The organism is Metabacillus sp. Hm71 (assembly GCF_051842955.2).
Taxonomy (GTDB): Bacteria; Bacillota; Bacilli; order Bacillales; family Bacillaceae; genus Metabacillus.
Window position 1 is genome coordinate 607,161 of the sequence record NZ_CM200278.1, and the last position, 17,818, is coordinate 624,978.

The 17,818-nt window shown below is 38.9% G+C and carries 19 protein-coding genes; 11 read left to right on the plus strand and 8 right to left on the minus strand.

All coding sequences use genetic code 11. From position 1 onward, the window contains the following. Positions 1–72: 72 nt before the first annotated feature. Complete coding sequence (locus ACSVDH_RS03020; RefSeq protein WP_299093842.1) at positions 73–630, minus strand: GNAT family N-acetyltransferase; 558 nt, start codon at positions 628–630, stop codon at positions 73–75. 429 nt (positions 631–1,059) lie between these two features. Then, positions 1,060–2,184, minus strand: coding sequence for an amidohydrolase (locus ACSVDH_RS03025; protein WP_439253156.1), 1,125 nt, complete (start codon positions 2,182–2,184; stop codon positions 1,060–1,062). Between the two features lie 620 nt (positions 2,185–2,804). Between ACSVDH_RS03025 and ACSVDH_RS03030 the strand changes: the two genes are divergently transcribed. From ACSVDH_RS03030 to ACSVDH_RS03040, 3 genes are all read left to right on the plus strand, one after another. Beyond that, complete coding sequence (locus ACSVDH_RS03030) at positions 2,805–3,791, plus strand: nuclease-related domain-containing protein (protein WP_439253158.1); 987 nt, start codon at positions 2,805–2,807, stop codon at positions 3,789–3,791. 879 nt (positions 3,792–4,670) lie between these two features. After that, positions 4,671–5,483, plus strand: a complete 813-nt coding sequence (gene recX, locus ACSVDH_RS03035) for a recombination regulator RecX (protein ID WP_439253160.1) — start codon at positions 4,671–4,673, stop codon at positions 5,481–5,483. Further along, positions 5,476–5,793: a YfhH family protein gene (locus tag ACSVDH_RS03040; protein WP_439253197.1), complete on the plus strand. Its 318-nt coding sequence runs from the start codon at positions 5,476–5,478 to the stop codon at positions 5,791–5,793. Before recX ends, ACSVDH_RS03040 begins: the two co-directional genes overlap by 8 nt. Positions 5,794–5,825: 32 nt before the next feature. Here ACSVDH_RS03040 and ACSVDH_RS03045 read toward each other — a convergent pair whose 3' ends face one another. Next, positions 5,826–5,981 (minus strand): YpzG family protein, encoded by a 156-nt coding sequence (locus ACSVDH_RS03045; RefSeq protein WP_299093839.1) that lies wholly within the window; start codon positions 5,979–5,981, stop codon positions 5,826–5,828. A gap of 33 nt (positions 5,982–6,014) precedes the next feature. Continuing rightward, positions 6,015–6,179, minus strand: a complete 165-nt coding sequence (locus ACSVDH_RS03050; protein WP_299093838.1) for a small, acid-soluble spore protein K — start codon at positions 6,177–6,179, stop codon at positions 6,015–6,017. Between the two features lie 112 nt (positions 6,180–6,291). Here ACSVDH_RS03050 and ACSVDH_RS03055 point away from each other — a divergent pair, with 112 nt between their 5' ends. Continuing rightward, on the plus strand, positions 6,292–6,561 hold the full coding sequence (locus ACSVDH_RS03055; RefSeq protein ID WP_299093837.1) for a YfhJ family protein: 270 nt from the start codon (positions 6,292–6,294) through the stop codon (positions 6,559–6,561). A 55-nt stretch (positions 6,562–6,616) separates the two neighbouring features. Here ACSVDH_RS03055 and ACSVDH_RS03060 read toward each other — a convergent pair whose 3' ends face one another. Continuing rightward, on the minus strand, positions 6,617–7,597 hold the full coding sequence (locus ACSVDH_RS03060; protein WP_439253163.1) for a metal-dependent hydrolase: 981 nt from the start codon (positions 7,595–7,597) through the stop codon (positions 6,617–6,619). 405 nt (positions 7,598–8,002) lie between these two features. Between ACSVDH_RS03060 and mutY the strand changes: the two genes are divergently transcribed. Beyond that, positions 8,003–9,112, plus strand: coding sequence for an A/G-specific adenine glycosylase (gene mutY, locus ACSVDH_RS03065; protein ID WP_439253165.1), 1,110 nt, complete (start codon positions 8,003–8,005; stop codon positions 9,110–9,112). Here the strand turns inward: mutY and yfhS are convergent. Further along, positions 9,100–9,324, minus strand: coding sequence for a mother cell protein YfhS (gene yfhS / locus ACSVDH_RS03070; protein WP_299093834.1), 225 nt, complete (start codon positions 9,322–9,324; stop codon positions 9,100–9,102). The genes mutY and yfhS overlap by 13 nt on opposite strands. 103 nt (positions 9,325–9,427) lie before the next feature. On the opposite strand from yfhS, the gene fabL reads away from it, so the two are divergent. The 5 genes from fabL to ACSVDH_RS03095 all read left to right on the plus strand — a co-directional run bounded on the left by fabL (position 9,428) and on the right by ACSVDH_RS03095 (position 13,814). Further along, a complete protein-coding gene (gene fabL / locus ACSVDH_RS03075) occupies positions 9,428–10,183 on the plus strand; it encodes an enoyl-[acyl-carrier-protein] reductase FabL (protein WP_439253167.1) in 756 nt (251 codons plus the stop codon). A 79-nt stretch (positions 10,184–10,262) separates the two neighbouring features. Beyond that, complete coding sequence (locus ACSVDH_RS03080; RefSeq protein WP_439253169.1) at positions 10,263–10,460, plus strand: gamma-type small acid-soluble spore protein; 198 nt, start codon at positions 10,263–10,265, stop codon at positions 10,458–10,460. 389 nt (positions 10,461–10,849) lie between these two features. Next, positions 10,850–11,104, plus strand: coding sequence for a YgaB family protein (locus ACSVDH_RS03085; protein WP_439253171.1), 255 nt, complete (start codon positions 10,850–10,852; stop codon positions 11,102–11,104). 147 nt (positions 11,105–11,251) lie between these two features. Continuing rightward, on the plus strand, positions 11,252–11,782 hold the full coding sequence (gene ntdP, locus ACSVDH_RS03090; RefSeq protein WP_299094685.1) for a nucleoside tri-diphosphate phosphatase: 531 nt from the start codon (positions 11,252–11,254) through the stop codon (positions 11,780–11,782). A 289-nt stretch (positions 11,783–12,071) separates the two neighbouring features. Continuing rightward, positions 12,072–13,814, plus strand: a complete 1,743-nt coding sequence (locus tag ACSVDH_RS03095; protein WP_439253174.1) for an ABC transporter ATP-binding protein — start codon at positions 12,072–12,074, stop codon at positions 13,812–13,814. Positions 13,815–14,022: 208 nt separating this feature from the next. On the opposite strand, the gene ACSVDH_RS03100 is transcribed toward ACSVDH_RS03095, so the two are convergent. Next, a complete protein-coding gene (locus tag ACSVDH_RS03100; protein ID WP_439253176.1) occupies positions 14,023–15,090 on the minus strand; it encodes an FUSC family protein in 1,068 nt (355 codons plus the stop codon). A 270-nt stretch (positions 15,091–15,360) separates the two neighbouring features. Beyond that, on the minus strand, positions 15,361–16,653 hold the full coding sequence (locus tag ACSVDH_RS03105) for a glutamate-1-semialdehyde 2,1-aminomutase (RefSeq protein WP_439253177.1): 1,293 nt from the start codon (positions 16,651–16,653) through the stop codon (positions 15,361–15,363). A 141-nt stretch (positions 16,654–16,794) separates the two neighbouring features. Here ACSVDH_RS03105 and ACSVDH_RS03110 point away from each other — a divergent pair, with 141 nt between their 5' ends. Then, positions 16,795–17,811 (plus strand): ABC transporter ATP-binding protein, encoded by a 1,017-nt coding sequence (locus ACSVDH_RS03110; protein WP_439253178.1) that lies wholly within the window; start codon positions 16,795–16,797, stop codon positions 17,809–17,811. Positions 17,812–17,818: the final 7 nt, after the last annotated feature.

The window sequence follows — 17,818 nt, forward strand, 5'->3', positions numbered from 1 at the left end:
ATAAGTTTTGACAAAGGAGGGAAGAAGCATTCGTCTTTAACAAAAAAACAGGTGAATTTCACCTGTTTTTTATCAAGCTTCCTTAAGCTGATGCTCATCAGCTTCTAAAGAATGATGGTATGTGTAGAATGTATATAAATCTTTCGTAATTTCGAATAAATTGAACAAATCTTCGCCATTATTGATTTGTTCCAAGAGACTTGCTCTTGTTTCATTTGCGTTCACAACATAAGGCAGCTTCTGTGCCGCTTTTGTTGAACGTACATTTTGTTTGCGAATTCGCAAAAAGATCGTTTCAATATCTAATTCATAAAATAATTCATGAAAAAAAGCATCTTTAGCAAGTTTATTATATCCTTTTCCGTGGTAAGGCTTGCCTAACCAGGTGCCTAAAAAACCAGCTTTATCTTGAATATCAAACAAACTAATGGTGCCGATTGGAGAACCCCATTCATCTAAAATGGTACGTGAAATCAATTCACCTCGTTCTTCAGCTTCAATGGTTTGTTTTGTTAAAAATAGATATTCTTCAAATGAACTTGCCTTTTGACGCACAAATGGGAAGACATCAGGGTGAACTATGTGTTCATAAAGTGCATGGCTGTCATGAATATCACGTTTTTTTAGCATTGGGATCCCTCCAATATGAGGGCAGACTCCACGTGATATGGCCATCTCCACCCTCGAAATTTTTTTAATAATAATACAGCAAAAAATTTCGGGGTGGGAATCGAACCCACTAGAACCAGTAAACCTGGTGGCGCACCATTTGCCTTCCCATTACTAGATTTAATTTTAATTATATTCTTCATGAAGTATAATACGTTAAATTTCGTGAAAAAGATACTACTTTTTTGTCGAATTTCAAAAAAAAGTTATTTATCCTAGTATAATTGTTTATTTTCTATTATTCCTACCATTTTTGTGAATTTAACACTGAAATAAGTGATTGATTTAATGCGTTGAACAGCTATAGAAAATGATCGTTTTTTTCTTTTTACGGTGCATGAAAAGGGGGAGGTAAAAATAATTGCAATATATCTTTATGGGAGTATTTTCCTAGGCTTTATGGACTATTCTTCCGTCTATCATCGTTAATTGCGGTTTAGCGAGATAATGGAAAGGATGATAATTCCAAACAACTAAATCAGCATCTTTTCCAACCTCGATACTTCCAAGGCGGTCATCAATTCTTAGGTTGCGGGCAGCAGCGATCGTAATCCCTTCCAACGCTTTTTGGGCATCAAAGCCTTCTCTTACCGCAATAGCGGCACATACGTTTAAATACTGAATCGGAGTGTAGGGATGATCAGTTGTAATTGAAACTTCCACACCTCTTTCCGTTAAGGCTTGATAAGTTAACCAGCTTTTATTTTTTAGTTCAACTTTAGATCTTCGCGTTAAAGTCGGCCCAACGCAAACCTTAGCTTTTTTGCCGATAAATTCATCTGCAATTAGATGACCTTCTGTGCAATGTTCAATCCGGTAATCTAGTTCAAATTCTTCAGCAAAGCGGATTCCGCTAATAATATCATCTGCACGGTGGGCATGAATACGAACAGGAATTTCCCGGCGCAGCGCCTTTTTAATCGGAATAAGGCGAAAATCTTCAATCTCATCCCCGTATTTGGCTTTGTAGAAGGCCTCCCGAAGCATGCCCATTATCCCCATTCTTGTAATGGACTCATTATTTCCATTACTGTGAATCCGCTTCGGATTTTCACCCAATGCAATCTTTAAGCCTGCAATTTCTTGAATAATCATGTTCGAAATATTGGTCCCATATGTTTTAATGACCGATGTCGTCCCGCCAATGACATTCGCACTTCCTGGCATAACATGAACGGTCGTGATTCCATATTTAATTGCATCCATAAAAGCAGGATCTAGCGGATGAACACCATCCAGCGCCCTAATGTGCGGAGTCAGCGGCTCAATCGTTTCATTCGCATCATTCCCTGCCCAGCCCGTACCCTCATCATATAACCCCAAATGGGTATGAACATCAATAAAGCCAGGAAATAAAAACTTGTCCTTGCAATTTATCACCTCAGTATTCTCGGAAGCTGCGAGATCCCTGCCAATTGCCGCAATCTTCCCATCCCTCACAAGAACATCTGTCTCATACAAAACAACAGAAGTAACCGGATAAACCGTCGCCTGTTTAAAAAGTATTGGATTCATAAAGCTTTCTCCATTCCATGAATATAAACGTTTTATTTTTATGTGGGGAGAATTCCCCATTATTGATATTATACTCGTTTTTTTGGATTATGTTTTTAGTTGCTGATAATTTATCTGACATGCTGAAATTTGGAAAAAGCAGCGATAAAATAAGGATAACGCCGAAAAAAATGAAAAAGCGCCGATAAAATAAGGATAACGCCGAAAAAAATGAAAAGTCGCCGAAAAAATAAGGATAACGCCGAAAAAACTGAAAAAGCGCCGATAAAATTAGGACAACGCCGAAAAAACTGAAAAAGCGCCGATAAAATTAGGACAACGCCGAAAAAACTGAAAAAGCGCCGATAAAAATAAGGATAACGCCGAAAAAACTGAAAAAGCGCCGATAAAATTAGGACAACGCCGAAAAAACTGAAAAAGCGCCGAAAAAATAAGGATAACGCCGAAAAAACTGAAAAAGCGCTGATAAAATAAGAAATAAGCCGAAAAAAAATGAAAAGGCGCCGATAAAAATAAGAATACTGCCGATAAACTTTAATTTTCGCCGATTTACAAAATAATAAAGGATAATTATGATACGGGTAGTACAAAAAATACGAAAAATAAAAAGGAGTGATGCTATGATTGTAAAGGAACGCCAGAGACCTATATTAATTGATCAACTTCAGGCACTTTTACGACGTTTATCGGTTGAACACCCTAAAAGAAAGCAAATACTTGAGGATTATAATATGAGAGTGAGTGGCTTTAAAGGTGAGTTATCCTTAAATTATCCGCTAAGTTTTCTGGAGGAAGAGCGATATTTTATCCTACACGATGTTAGACTATATGACGGGTCTCATTTTTTTCAAATGGATACGCTAATCATTTCAAAATATTTTTTTCTTATTATTGAAGTGAAAAACATAGCGGGTACACTTATTTTTAATTCTGAGTACAATCAGCTGGTGCGTACTATGGAAGAGAAGGAAGAAGCTTTTCCTGATCCTATAAATCAAGTAATGCGCCATCGTCTTCAACTGATAAAATGGCTTGAACATTATAATTTTCCTCCGATACCTATAGAGACGCTAGTTGTTATATCAAATGAACGATCCGTTATTAAAACCTCAAATAAAAACAAATTCCCTAAGCAAGTTCAAGTTATCCCCAGTTCTATGATTCCTAATAAAGTGAATGACTTAGAAAAGAAATATAATAATCAAAAAATTAATAATCTGGAGTCCGTTCAAAAACTATTACTTTGTAAACATGTTCCAATTAATCATGATGTATTGAAACGTTATAAAATTGACCGATCTGAACTTTATAAAGGGGTGCAATGCCCATATTGTTTTGTTATTCCTATTAAAAGAATTCGTGGAAAATGGTTATGTGTACAATGTGAAAAAACCTCTAATAACGCTCATGTAAATGCCTTGATAGATTACTTTTTTCTAGTAAATTCAACAATATGCAATCGAGAAGCTAGAGAATTTTTAAATGTTTCTTCTCAAGATGTGATGAAGAGAATATTGAACTCTATGGCTTTAGAGACAGTGGGGATAAACAAAGGGAGGAGGTACAAATTGAAAATTGAGGTGTTGAGTCGTTTGTTGGAGGAATGATTGGAGGCTTGCTAAATCAGTTAACGCCAAAAAAGATAACCAACTAATTGTAAAATTTGCCGATAAAATCGAGAAACCCGCCGATAAATTTCGGAAAACGCTGATAAACTCAGAACCCCGCCGATAAATTTCGGAAAACGCTGATAAAATTAAAATACCGCTGATATATTTTGAAAAACGCCGATAAACTCAGAACCCCGCCGATAAATTTTGGAAACCGCTGATAAAATCAGAACCCCGCCGATAAATTTTGGAAAACGCTGATAAAATTAAAATACCGCCGATAAATTTTGGAAACCGCCGATAAACTCAGAACCCCGCCGATAAATTTCGGAAATCACTGATAAACTCAGAACCCCGCCGATAAATTTCGGAAACCGCCGATAAAATTAAAATACCGCTGATATATTTTGAAAAACTCTGATAAAATCAGAACCCCGCCGATAAATTTTGGAAAACGCTGATAAAATTAAAATACCGCCGATAAATTTTGGAAACCGCCGATAAAATCAGAACCCCGCCGATAAATTTCGGAAATCACTGATAAAATCAGAACCCCGCCGATAAATTTCGGAAACCGCCGATAAAATTAAAATACCGCTGATATATTTTGAAAAACTCTGATAAAATCAGAACCCCGCCGATAAATTTTGGAAAACGCTGATAAAATTAAAATACCGCCGATAAATTTTGGAAAACGCCGATAAACTCAGAACCCCGCCGATAAATTTTGGAAAACGCCGATAAAATCAGAACCCCGCCGATAAATTTTGGAAAACGCCAATAAAATTAAAATACCGCTGATATGTTCAGAATCACCAAGTTAAGTAACAATCTGATAAAATAAGAGTATCATCCGACTAGCAAAGAGGTGAAAAAATGCCAATCATCACAAAAATTTCTTCCCAAAAGCAAACCGATGATCGGTTCAATATATTTTTAGATGAAAAATTTGCATTCAGCGTGGATCAGGATGTACTCATCCGATTTAATCTCCAAAAAGGAAAAGAGCTTGATGAGTTCGATATTCTTGATATTCAATTTGGCGATGAGGTGAAAAAGGCCTACAATAAAGCGCTCGAATTTTTGAGCTATCGAATGCGTTCTGTTAAAGAAGTGGAGGACCATCTGCAGAAAAAAGACATTCAAGATCCTGTTATACAAGAGGTTATCCTAAAGTTAAAGGAAAATAAATATGTCGATGATTTAGAATTCGCTACGGCTTTTGTTCGAACACAGTGGCAAACAAATGGAAAAGGGCCAAGTGTAGTAAAACGTGAGCTTGCAGGTAAAGGGGTTGAACAAGGGATCATCGATCAGGCGCTTACGCAATATGATCAGTCCTCACAGATTGAAGAAGCGGTTAACCATGCTGAAAAGCTTCTGAAGAAAAATAATCAGCTTTCTACCGTGCAGTTGAAGCAAAAATTAGAGCAGCATTTACTGAGAAAAGGCTTTTCTTATGATATCATTTCAATTGCCTTAGAAGATGTTCAGTTTGAGCAGGATGAATCAGAGGAATGGGCTGCACTGCTAAAACATGCGGAGAAGGGCAAGAAAAAATATCAAAAGGAAGAGCCTTATCAATATAAGATGAAAATGAAGCAATTTTTATATCGAAAAGGGTTTTCGGTTGAATTGATTGAAAGGTATCTTGATGAAGAAGGGGTAAACGACATTGACTTTGAATAATAAGCGTTATAGTGAGATGACTGAATATGAATTAAAAAGTGAAATTGCAAGCTTGAAGGAGAAGGCAAGAAAGGCAGAACAGCTTGGGATTGTGAATGAGTTTGCTGTGTTAGAGCGGAAAATTACGATGGCAAAGTCATATTTATTAGATCCTCGTGATTATAAGCCTGACGAGATTTATGAAATTGAGGGAGCGCCTGGAGAATCGTTTAAAATTAATTATATGAATGGTATTTTTGCTTGGGGTTATCGTTTATCAACTCCAAATGTTGAGGAGGCATTGCCAATATCTATGCTAATTAAGGACTGACAAGCTATAGGAGCTGCCAGTCCAAATGAAAGTTAAGATTGTTTCCTTGTTTGTCTTTTGAGAATGATGAGGTCTTGAGTTAGCATAGTTTCACCATTAACCTGAGAGTGGGCATGTTTTGGGTTGGCCCATGGCTGATGATATGGATTAGAATAGATATTGTCATAAAATCTTTTCTTTGTACCCATTTTTAGGCACCTCCACAAGTTTGTGATTGCGTATTAAGAGTAAGGGTTTTCGCGTTTGCCTGAAGCTCTCATCCGTTCTTGTGGATGAGTGTTAATTGTCCCATCTGCTCTTTTCGAAGCATATTCAGCTTTAGCTCTAGGTTCTCCTTCAAACTTGTTGTTGCTCAAATTAGGAAAGCCTGCTTCTTTGTTGCGCAACACAATCCCCTCCAAGTCATCATTCATTTGCTTCTTTAAAAAGAAGCGTACTTATAGTATGGGTGCATCGGTAAAGAATATTAGTAACGATTCCTTCCTAGAGGTGAGAAAAATGGAAATATACTTTGAACGATTAACAAATGAATTATTAAGTAAAAATAATAGCCTTTCCTATGCACAGGCAAGAACCTGGATTGAACTGTTATGGGAGGATTTTGAATCAACACAAGCAAAAGCGGGGAGAAAATATCGAGGGAAAGAGATGACAGAGCAAGTCGTTAGGCAATTAATTACAAATTATGGGGATAAGCTGCATGAATTTATTGCGACAAACCCAAAATATCGTCACTTGCTAAACAATGACGACTATTTAAAGCATTAATTAAACGTTTGTTTAACATATATGAGGCTGTCTCAAGTTTTGAGACAGCCTCATATTATTCAGGTATCAGCTCGAGTTTTTTACGAAGTTTTTCCTCACTGAAGATCCAACCAGTATAGGAGCTGACAATGTTTAGATCCAGATCTAACTGAACGATCGCCACAAATGGATAGTATCCTTTGCTGCGGTAGCGGAGGTCGATAAATCGTACCTCGTAATGATCGGAATATTCCTCGACTTCCCAGCGATACACAGGTGAAAATGACAGGAATGCTGAAATATTATCATCTTCTTCTGCAGCACGGATGACATCTGTTTGCGGGACGGGCACCCTTTCAAATTCATCAAGGAAATTAATTTCTCCATCAATTGATCTTGCCACATAAAATCTTGTCTTCGTCATAATGGCGATATGCCACTGACGGAATCTCATCGTTGGTGAGATAATGACTTGTTCAATATCTGGGACAAGCTTATGGAGACGGTGTATAATATTCTTTTGCATGACATACCGAATCAGGTAATAGCCGATCAGGATAAGATACAAGGTTAAAAACGTATAACCAGGATGGGCACCAATTAACCAAATGGCAATGGCCATTAAATGGGACACAAAGATAAATGGATCGAATGTATTAATTAAGCCTAAAGCGATCCATTTCTTTGTAAAGGGTCTTAATGCTTGGGTGCCATAGGCATTAAAAATGTCAACAAATACATGAACGACAATTGCTAATAGTGTCCAAAGCCATAGATGAAGTAAATTGCTTTCAGGGATAAAGATGGTAATCATCCCGGTTATTAAAGCCGACCAGATAAAAAGAGCTGGTATAGAATGAGTAATTCCCCGGTGATTTCGTATATATTTAGCATTGTTTCTTAGTTTTAAAATTGTATCTAGGTCAGGCGCTTGGGAACCAATTAGCGTGCCCAGCAACACGGCATGGGCTGTTGGATTATCAACCCCTACAATTGGATCAAGTGTTGCCAATCCACCTAATGCAATTCCCATCACGACATGTGTTCCAGTATCCAATAAAATGAACCTCCTTGTTTTTTTACACTTTAAGAGGGAGTATAAATTGCCAGCGCAGAAGGAAATTCAACGCAGCGGCCAATTTTAAGTACAAAGTATAAACGCAACTACTCATCACGCTTCGCCTTTCAGCTCGCAAGTGAGCGAGTTTTCTTTAAAAGAAAATATTAACAGCCAGCGCCTAGCCTCTTGAGGTCATATGCTGATCAAAGGTGCTTGCGTATTTCTTTTGAGTTAGTTAATACAATGACTTTATATGTAAGCATATTGTCCAATGTGTGCAATTCTCTTTCATTTTAATCATCAAGTCTTTATTAATTATTGCTCTTGTACTATCTTAGATAAAGTGATTTATTATTTATTTTCCCAAATTGCATGAAAATTAACATCCGGAGGAAAATCAACATGGATAACGAGTTGAAAAATAAGCTGCAAAGTTTTCCAATACTTGAGTTTCAACAGGATTTGATTTCCTGGTATTTAGCTGAAAAAAGGGATTTGCCGTGGCGCAAAGACCAAGACCCGTATAAAGTCTGGGTTTCGGAAATCATGCTGCAGCAAACAAGAGTTGATACGGTTATTCCTTATTTTACTTCATTTATTGAAAAATTTCCTTCCATAGAAGCGCTGGCGGATGCAAATGAAGAAGAGGTATTAAAAGCGTGGGAAGGGCTAGGCTATTATTCAAGAGTACGTAATCTTCAAGCAGCAGTAAAAGAGGTGAAGGAGAGCTATGGTGGTGTGGTGCCGAATTCTCCAACTGAAATATCGAAGTTAAAAGGGGTGGGACCCTATACGAAGGGTGCGATTTTAAGTATTGCCTATAATATTCCGGAGCCTGCTGTGGATGGAAATGTGATGAGGGTGCTTTCGCGAATTTTATCAATATGGGAAGATATCGCAAAGCCAAAAACACGGAAAGTTTTTGAAGAGGCAACCTATGAGCTTATTTCAAAGGAGGATCCATCATCATTTAATCAGGCCCTTATGGAGCTTGGGGCATTAATTTGCACACCTACCTCGCCTTCGTGTCTCTTATGTCCAGTGCAAGAGCATTGCGCTGCTTTTGAAGAGGGAGTTCAAGCAGAGCTGCCTGTTAAAAGCAAGAAAAAGAAGCCGAAACCAAAGCAAATGGCTGCGGCTGTCTTATATGATTCGAATGGAAACCTTTATATTCATAAACGCCCGGCAACAGGATTGCTTGCAAATTTGTGGGAATATCCGAATACTGAAATTGATGTTTCCTTAGGAAAAACGTATCGTGAACAGCTTTCTGATTATCTAATGAATGAATATCATGTGATGGTTGAGCTCTCGGAACTAGCCGGAACGGTTGAACATGTATTTTCCCATATCATTTGGAATATCTCTATTTTTATTGGAGAAGTCAAAAACACTCCGAATGACAACCTTGTTGCCGTTTCAGCAGAAGAACTGAATAAATACGCTTTTCCGGTTTCCCATCAGAAAATCTTGCAGATTTATAAGCAAATTAATGGAGCTCAATCATACTGAATTCTCGTGCCTTGCGTATAAGTAGCTTCTTTTCGGTTTAGACCGCCGCGGGATTCAATTTCTTGAACAATTTCTCGATGAATGGTTTGTCCTTCAGCATTTAAGTATGGGACAACCTGTTGAAGGGAGTGGTGGAAATAGGCAAGCTCTTCATCCTTCCACTCCTTTTTTGACATCATCGATAATTCAGTCATATCACGACCAACGTACATGGATATCCTCCTCTCTAAGTTTTAGGATCAATAGAACTTTTCATATAGTATCTGATACAATAAATTCATCTATTCTTTTGATTACATATAAGGAGCTGACAAAATGAGCCAAGAAAATAAAGTAGCGTTAGTAACAGGAAGCAGCCGCGGAATAGGAAGAGCGGTTGCGATTCGTTTAGCAGAGAAAGGTTATAATATTGTGGTAAACTATGCCCGCAGTAAAACGGCGGCATTAGAGGTAGTAAAGGAAATTGAACAACTTGGTGTAAAGGCAATTGCGATTAAGGCCAATGTTGGAAAGGTTGAAAAAATAAAAGAGCTTTTTACACAAATAGATGAGCAGTTTGGAAGACTGGATCTATTTGTGAATAATGCAGCTTCAGGTGTGCAAAAGCCGGCCATGGAGCTTGAAGAAAGCCATTGGGATTGGACGATGAACATCAACAGCAAAGCACTGCTATTCTGTGCGCAGGAAGCGGCAAAGCTAATGGAGAGAATTGGCGGCGGTTATATCGTCAGCACAAGCTCCCTTGGATCGATCAGGTACCTTGAAAATTATACAACGGTTGGAGTGTCAAAGGCTGCACTTGAAGCACTTACGAGATATTTAGCGGTTGAATTGGCACCGAAAAATATTATTGTTAATGCTGTGTCAGGTGGAGCAGTAGACACGGATGCCCTTAAGCATTTCCCTAATCGTGAAGAGCTGCTTGAGGACGCCAAAAAGAATACGCCAGCCGGAAGAATGGTTGAGATCGAAGACATGGTCAATGCGATTGAGTTTCTATTGTCTGAAAAAGCATCGATGGTTAGAGGGCAAACTTTGATTGTAGATGGAGGCCGTTCACTTCTCGTTTAATTTCTTAAAAATTTTTTTTGTTTTTTTGGATATAATCCGAACCTCTGGGACAATCTAATTGTCGTGGAGGTGATATAAAATGGCACAAAACAATAAACAAGCTGGTAAAACTGCAGCTGGAACTAACATCCAACAAGTAAGACAACAAAACGCTCAATCAGCGCAAGGTGCAGCGGGTGCAGCTCAATTCGGAACTGAATTCGCTAGTGAAACGAACGCACAACAAGTAAGACAACAAAACCAACAAGCTGAAGCTAGAAAGAACCAAAACTCTTAATAGCTAATGCAAAAGACACCCCTCCGTTTATGGAGCGGTGTCTTTTTTTGGGAGATAAGAAATTTTGTACTTAGTTTTGGTGTCTAGCTCCAGCGCCTAGCCCTCTAGGGTCTAGCCGCAAATGAATTGAAGACAAAAGAACGTCTTCTATTCATTTGCGTCTTATTTGCCCTAGGCTGAGCAAGGCGCTTGCGCATTTCTTAGGGATAAATAGGTTTAAGACTTATAATAAGTGAAATACTTTTATTAGCGGCAGTGCCATTCCTTCAAATAATTACAAACGACAAAACTTCTGTTTCCTCTACATAAGTAGTCAAAGGAAAGTATAAACGAGCGGAGAATTAAACACTATCACATATTGTTTCTCTTTAAAGAAAGGGGAGGAAAAGATGAATTTTGATCAACTGGTAGGTGAGCAGTTAAAGACGATGGATAAATTATTATATTTGCAATCCGAAATCGAACGGTGCCAGGATATCATGAAACAGCTGAATGCGCTGCAGGATGAAGCGAAAATTGATTCAATCCAAGATGAGATTGAAGAAATGAAGCTGGAATTAAATAGAATACAGCAGGTGTTTGAAAAACAAACAGAAGAGGTAATTCGTTCTTACGAAAATCAGCAATTTGAAACGGTTTCTTAAGTGTAGGCGGGGGTCATTTCTTTTGAAATGACTCTTTTGTTTTCTTTTTTTATTTACAAACGTTATAATAACTATAAATAAATTAGGAGACGATGTTTGTGAGACATTAGCTTTCACGAAGCGGCTATTTGAAAGAAGGGGAGAAAAGTGGGCTTTCCCAAGGAAGGAGACAAAATTCAAATTCATAGTTATAAGCATAATGGTTATATCCATAGAGTATGGGAAGAATCAACCGTATTAAAAGGTTCACAGCATTGTATTATTGGCGGGAATGATCGTACAATGGTTACCGAATCGGACGGAAGAACATGGATAACCAGAGAGCCGGCCATTTGCTATTTCCATGCAAGACATTGGTTTAATATTATCGGCATGCTTAGAGATGATGGTGTAACTTATTATTGTAATATAAGCTCGCCATTTGTTTGGGATGATGAAGCATTAAAATACATCGACTATGATCTTGATGTAAAAGTGTATCCTGATATGACGTATACGATCTTAGATGAGGATGAGTATGAGCAGCACAGCAAACTCATGAATTATCCGGAAGTCATTGATCTTATTTTAAAACGAAATTTAGAAACCTTGCTGCGATGGATCCGCCAAAAGAAGGGACCATTTGCGCCTGAGTTTATTGATGAATGGTACGAGCGATACCTGACATATATAAGATAATCGTAAAGAAAATAAGGGTGGCTCAAGGTGTGCTTCTAAAAGCGAAAAAAGAGTCAGCCTTTTTCGTGTGAAAAGAATTATAGGGTAACAAACATACTTGGTTGCGTTTTATATAGATAATGAATGTATAAGCTTTTGTACTTAGTTTTGGTGTCTAGCTCCAGCGCCTAGCCCCTCTAGGGTCTAGTCACTCATAAATTGAAGGCAAAGAACGCCTTCTATTCATGAGCGTCTTATTTGCCCTAGGCTGAACAAGGCGCTTACGCTTTTCTTATAGAGGGGGATTTTCTTGGGGTCTGTTAAGAGGTATATGGGTTTTGTTAAGCCTTATCGGCTTCAGATAGCGGGGACGATATTGATTGGGATTATTAAATTTTCGATTCCGCTGCTTTTGCCTTTACTTATTAAATATGTGTTAGATGATATCATTGGCGGAGATGGGACAGCTGATGAGAAAACAAAAACCCTGCTTCTGATTATGGGAGGGATGTTTGTTTTATTTGTGGTGGTTCGTCCGCCGATCGAATATTTCCGGCAATATTTTGCGCAATGGGTTGGCAGTAAGATTCTTTATGATATCCGTGACCAGCTGTTTACCCATTTGCAAAAGCTAAGCCTGCGTTATTATGCAAACACACGGGGCGGAGAAATCATTTCCCGTGTGATCAATGATGTGGAGCAAACGAAGAATTTTGTTATTACCGGGTTAATGAATGTGTGGCTTGATGTCATTACAATTGTCATTGCCATCGGTATTATGCTGACAATGGATATAAAGCTGACACTAGTATCAATCATCCTTTTTCCTTTTTATGGCTTTTCAGTAAAGTACTTTTATGGAAAGCTTCGTCAGTTAACAAGGGTTCGTTCCCAGGCGCTTGCCGAAGTTCAAGGGCATTTGCATGAGCGTGTGCAAGGGATGCCGGTTATTCGCAGCTTTGCGACAGAGGAATTTGAACAAAAGCAGTTTGCCAAGGAAAATATGAATTTTCTTACTAAAGCATTGGATCATACAAGCTGGAATGCACGGACCTTTGCGATCGTTAATACGTTAACTGATATCGCACCGCTTGTTGTAATCAGCTATGCCGGGTATCATGTGATTCATGGCAATTTGTCAATTGGAACGATGGTTGCGTTTATTGCTTATATTGAACAGTTGTATAACCCGCTGCGCCGATTGATTAATTCCTCTACAACATTAACCCAAGCCTTCGCTTCAATGGATCGGGTTTTTGAGTTTATTGATGTACCTTATGAGGTTGTCGATAAGCCGAATGCAATTGAAGCTAAAAATATTAGGGGCGATGTTGAATTTGAACATATTTCGTTCCGCTATCAAGAAAACGAAGCGCTGATTATTGAGGATTTATCTCTTCAAGTGAAGAGAGGGGAAACTGTGGCACTCGTTGGGATGAGCGGGGGTGGTAAGTCAACGCTTGTAAGCCTGCTGCCGCGTTTTTATGATGTAACAGACGGACGTATTTTATTAGATGGTATCGATATTAGGGATTATCAAGCCCAAAGCTTGCGCGGACAAATTGGCATGGTGCTCCAGGATACGTTTTTATTTAGTAATACTGTTCGTGAAAATATCCTGATTGGTAAGCCGGATGCGACTGAAGATGAAATCATCCAAGCTGCAAAGGCAGCAAATGCCCATGATTTTATTTTGAAATTACCAAATGGCTATGATACTAGAGTTGGCGAACGAGGAGTAAAGCTTTCAGGAGGGCAGAAGCAACGGGTTTCGATTGCAAGGGTTTTCTTGAAAAATCCGCCGATTCTTATTTTGGATGAAGCGACCTCAGCCCTGGATTTAGAGAGTGAGCATTTAATCCAGGAGGCGCTTGAAAAACTAGCGAAGGACCGGACAACGTTTATTGTTGCACATCGTCTTTCAACGATTACCCATGCCAATAAAATTGTTTTAATAGAGGATGGCAAGATTGTTGAACAAGGAACACATCAAGATTTAATGGAGAAACAGGGACAGTATTATAAGCTCTTTCAGATCCAGCAATTGGATTAAGAGATATGAGTAAACGAAAAAAGCTGTCTCAAAACAAAAGGTTCAGACCCCTTAATTGGAGGGATCTGAACCTTTTTTAAAGTTTAAAGTATAAAATTTTGGACTTAGTTTTAGTGTCTAGCTCCAGAAATTGAAGGTAAAGAACACCTTCTATTCCTATTCGCCTTATGCTTGTCGCCGAATGCTTGTCGCCTTGCGCTTTTCTTAATTATTCCTCTGCTATTTTAATTTCATTGTCTTTTTTATGGTAGCTTTGGAAGCTGCTAATCAATGTATCTAAGTGCTCAAGCTGTTCACTATAATCAATGATGGCCGATATGAGCGGAATGGTTTGATAGAAACAATCGGGATCCTGGGTTTTATAATAGTCCATGATCACTTCTGTTAGCTGGCGTTTATTAAATTTATTTTCCCTGATTGGCTCATTTGCAGATGAAGCTTTAATTTTGCCGATAAAACGCAATAGAGATTCCTCATGGACATAAAGCAAATAATCTAGTTCATCTATAAGCACTTTTTGAATGCTTTCCGGCATTTGATGCAATTCATTTTCTAAGCGGTGAAGCTTTTTTAAGGTGTCAAATGCACGGTTTGTCACGTTGATCATTTGTCTGAAGAGAACAAGCTTTCTCGATTTAGCATAGGTTTCTTTTTTAAAATAATTCCGTTCCTCTTTATAGTTCAAATAAAGCTGATCAAGCTTGATCATTTGCTCCTTAAGTTTTACAATCTCGTCCTTCAGCACATGATGCTCCAAGCCCTGTCTAAGATCTACGCGAATCCATTTAATAATTTCCTCGGTATTTTCTGTAATGCGTTTGTAAAGCTTTGTTTCATATTTAGGTGGTAGAAATACTAAATTCACGATAAACGCAGCTAATACCCCTAATAATATGGTGAAAAAGCGGATGAGTGCGACTTCGAAAAAGTCATCACCCGGACTTTCTAATATGGCAATAACAGTGACAAGCGCAACAGGAATTGTGCTCTCAGCCTTTAGCTTTAAATTGATCGCTATAACAAAGATAGCCGTTATCCCGATCATCACTGGATGTGAACCAAACAGCAGGCCGACTCCAATGGCTAATGCAGCTCCAATGACATTTGCCTGTACTTGCTCAATAATCGATAAGTAGGAGCGATAAATGGTCGGCTGGATCGCAAAAATCGCGGAAATTCCAGCAAAGGCAACCGAAGGAAGCTGAAAAGCTGTAGCTAAAAGTAAAGCGAGTGTAATGGCAATCCCCGTTTTCAGGATGCGTGCACCTAGTTTCATGTATGTTTATTGACACACCTTTCATAAAGACATCTGGTTTATGACTTAGTAAACCATTTACGTACTATACAGCGTTTATCTATTTTACACAAGATACAATTTCCCTTTTTAATAAAAATTTAAAACGTAAATTTATTCTGAAAATAAGGAAAAATGAAGGGCTGTCTTGAAAGGGACAGATTCCCTGATATATTAAGCCTTTGGAGCTCTTATATATTTTATTTGGGAATCTGGACTCTATAGTTTCAAGACAGCCCTTATGTTGTTTTTTTATGATTTTAACTTACTAAAAGCGTATTCGACCGCTTTTAATGTTTCCCTAATATCTTCTTCAGTATGTGCAGTTGTTAAGAACCATGCTTCATATTTCGATGGTGCCAGGTTGATTCCTTGGTGAAGCATGAGCTTAAAGAATTTGGCGAACATTTCGCCGTCTGTGTTTTCTGCTTGTTCATAGTTTGTTATTTTTTCATCGGTGAAGTAAATGGTTAGGGCTCCTTTTAGACGGTTGATTGTGATCGGAATAGTATATGTACGAGCATGCTCTAGTATACCTTCCTCTAGAAGTGCACCTAATTGATCAAGCTTTTCGTATACATTTTCCTGCTGTAAAACCTCTAAGCAGGCGATTCCTGATAAGATCGATGCCGGATTGCCTGCCATTGTTCCTGCTTGATAGGCCGGTCCAAGTGGGGCAACCTGCTCCATGATTTCTTTTTTGCCGCCGTAAGCTCCGATCGGAAGTCCTCCGCCGATAATTTTTCCTAAGGCGGTTAGATCAGGGTATACCCCCAAAAGGTCTTGAGCTCCGCCGTACATGAACCGAAACGCAGTGATGACTTCATCATAAATGACAAGAGCGCCTGCTCCATGAACCAGTTCATTAACCTTTTCTAAGAAACCTGGTTTTGGTTCAACGATGCCAAAGTTTCCGACGATGGGCTCTACAAGCACAGCCGCTACTTGATCTCCCCATTTATCCAATGCTTCCTTCAATGGTTCGATTTCATTAAAAGGAACGGTGATAACCTCTTGAGCAATGCTTTTTGGTACACCGGCAGAATCCGGAGTTCCTAATGTAGACGGGCCTGAGCCAGCTGCAACAAGAACAAGGTCAGAATGGCCATGGTAGCAGCCGGCAAACTTGATAATTTTATCTCTGCCAGTATAAGCTCTTGCCACACGGATTGTTGTCATAACCGCCTCAGTACCCGAATTGACGAAACGAACCTTATCAAGTGCAGGCATGGCTTCTTTCAGCATTTTGGCAAATGTCACTTCATGCGGGGTCGGAGTTCCGTATAGGACGCCATTTTCTGCAGCCTTTTGAATTGCTTTTGTAATATGCGGGTGTGCATGACCGGTTATGATTGGGCCATAGGCAGCTAAATAGTCGATATATTTATTGCCGTCAACATCCCAGAAGTAAGCTCCGTTTGCTTTTTCCATGACTACAGGTGAACCGCCGCCAACTGCTTTATACGAACGTGAAGGGGAGTTTACTCCTCCAACGATATGCTGTAACGCTTCTTCATGTAATTTATTTGATCTTGTAAAATTCATGATTTCCTCCTAATATGTATCAAAATCCTTTTCTATTTTATCATGAATTAAAAATCCTCTCCAAAATAGAAACATAGCATTTGTTGTATTCGAAAAGATTCGTTAAACTATTCGTTGTGGTGAAGTAAGGGAGGGACTAAAATGACGAATATTATCGAGGTTAAAAACCTGCGTAAGGAATTTAAGTCATATTCAAGCCGACAGGGCTTAAAGGGTGCATTTCGCGATTTGTTAAATCGTCAATATAAAATCATTCCGGCCGTAAATGATGTGTCATTTACTGTCAAGCAAGGAGAAATGGTGGGGTATATCGGTGAAAATGGTGCTGGTAAATCTACTTCGATCAAAATGCTCACAGGGATTTTAACACCAACCTCAGGGGAAGTTCGTGTCAATGGAATGAACCCGCATAAAGAGCGGGAGCGATTTGTCCGAACAATCGGTGTTGTTTTTGGCCAAAGGTCGCAATTATGGTGGGATATTGCCGTCCAGGAATCGTTTCGCCTTTTAAAAAAGGTATATAAGGTTTCGGATGCGGATTATAACGAGCATATGGATCATGTGATCAAAACGCTTGATATTGGACCATTGCTGGATAAGCCGGTTCGCAAGCTGTCTTTAGGGCAACGAATGAGATGTGAGCTAGCTGCAGCACTGATTCATAATCCGCCGCTCTTGTTTCTTGATGAGCCGACGATCGGATTGGATGTGCTGGTCAAATTAAAGATTCGCGAGTTTTTAAAAGAAATGAATGAAAAATACAAAACAACAATTCTTTTAACGACACATGATCTTTCCGATATCGAAGCGCTGTGTGAACGGGTTGTTATGCTTGATGAAGGAAGGGTTATTTATGATGGGCAGCTGGAGGAATTACGGTCTCACTGGGGAGAGGGCAAACAGATCCAATTCCAATTTGCTGATAAAGTGATTGAGCAGCAATTGTCCTTTTTAACGGCTGATCTTGATGTCGCTTGGCAAAAGGGTGATAAGTTAAATGTGTGGACAGCGCTTGTTAATGACAAGGAAGCGCAGATGTCAGAGCTTATCGGACGGGTAGTAGGTGCCCATCAAATTAAAGATTTAAGTGTGATGGAAATTTCGACAGAAGAGGTTATTCGCAAAATCTATGAAAAGGGAGAGGCATTAACGAGCTGAGGTGGAT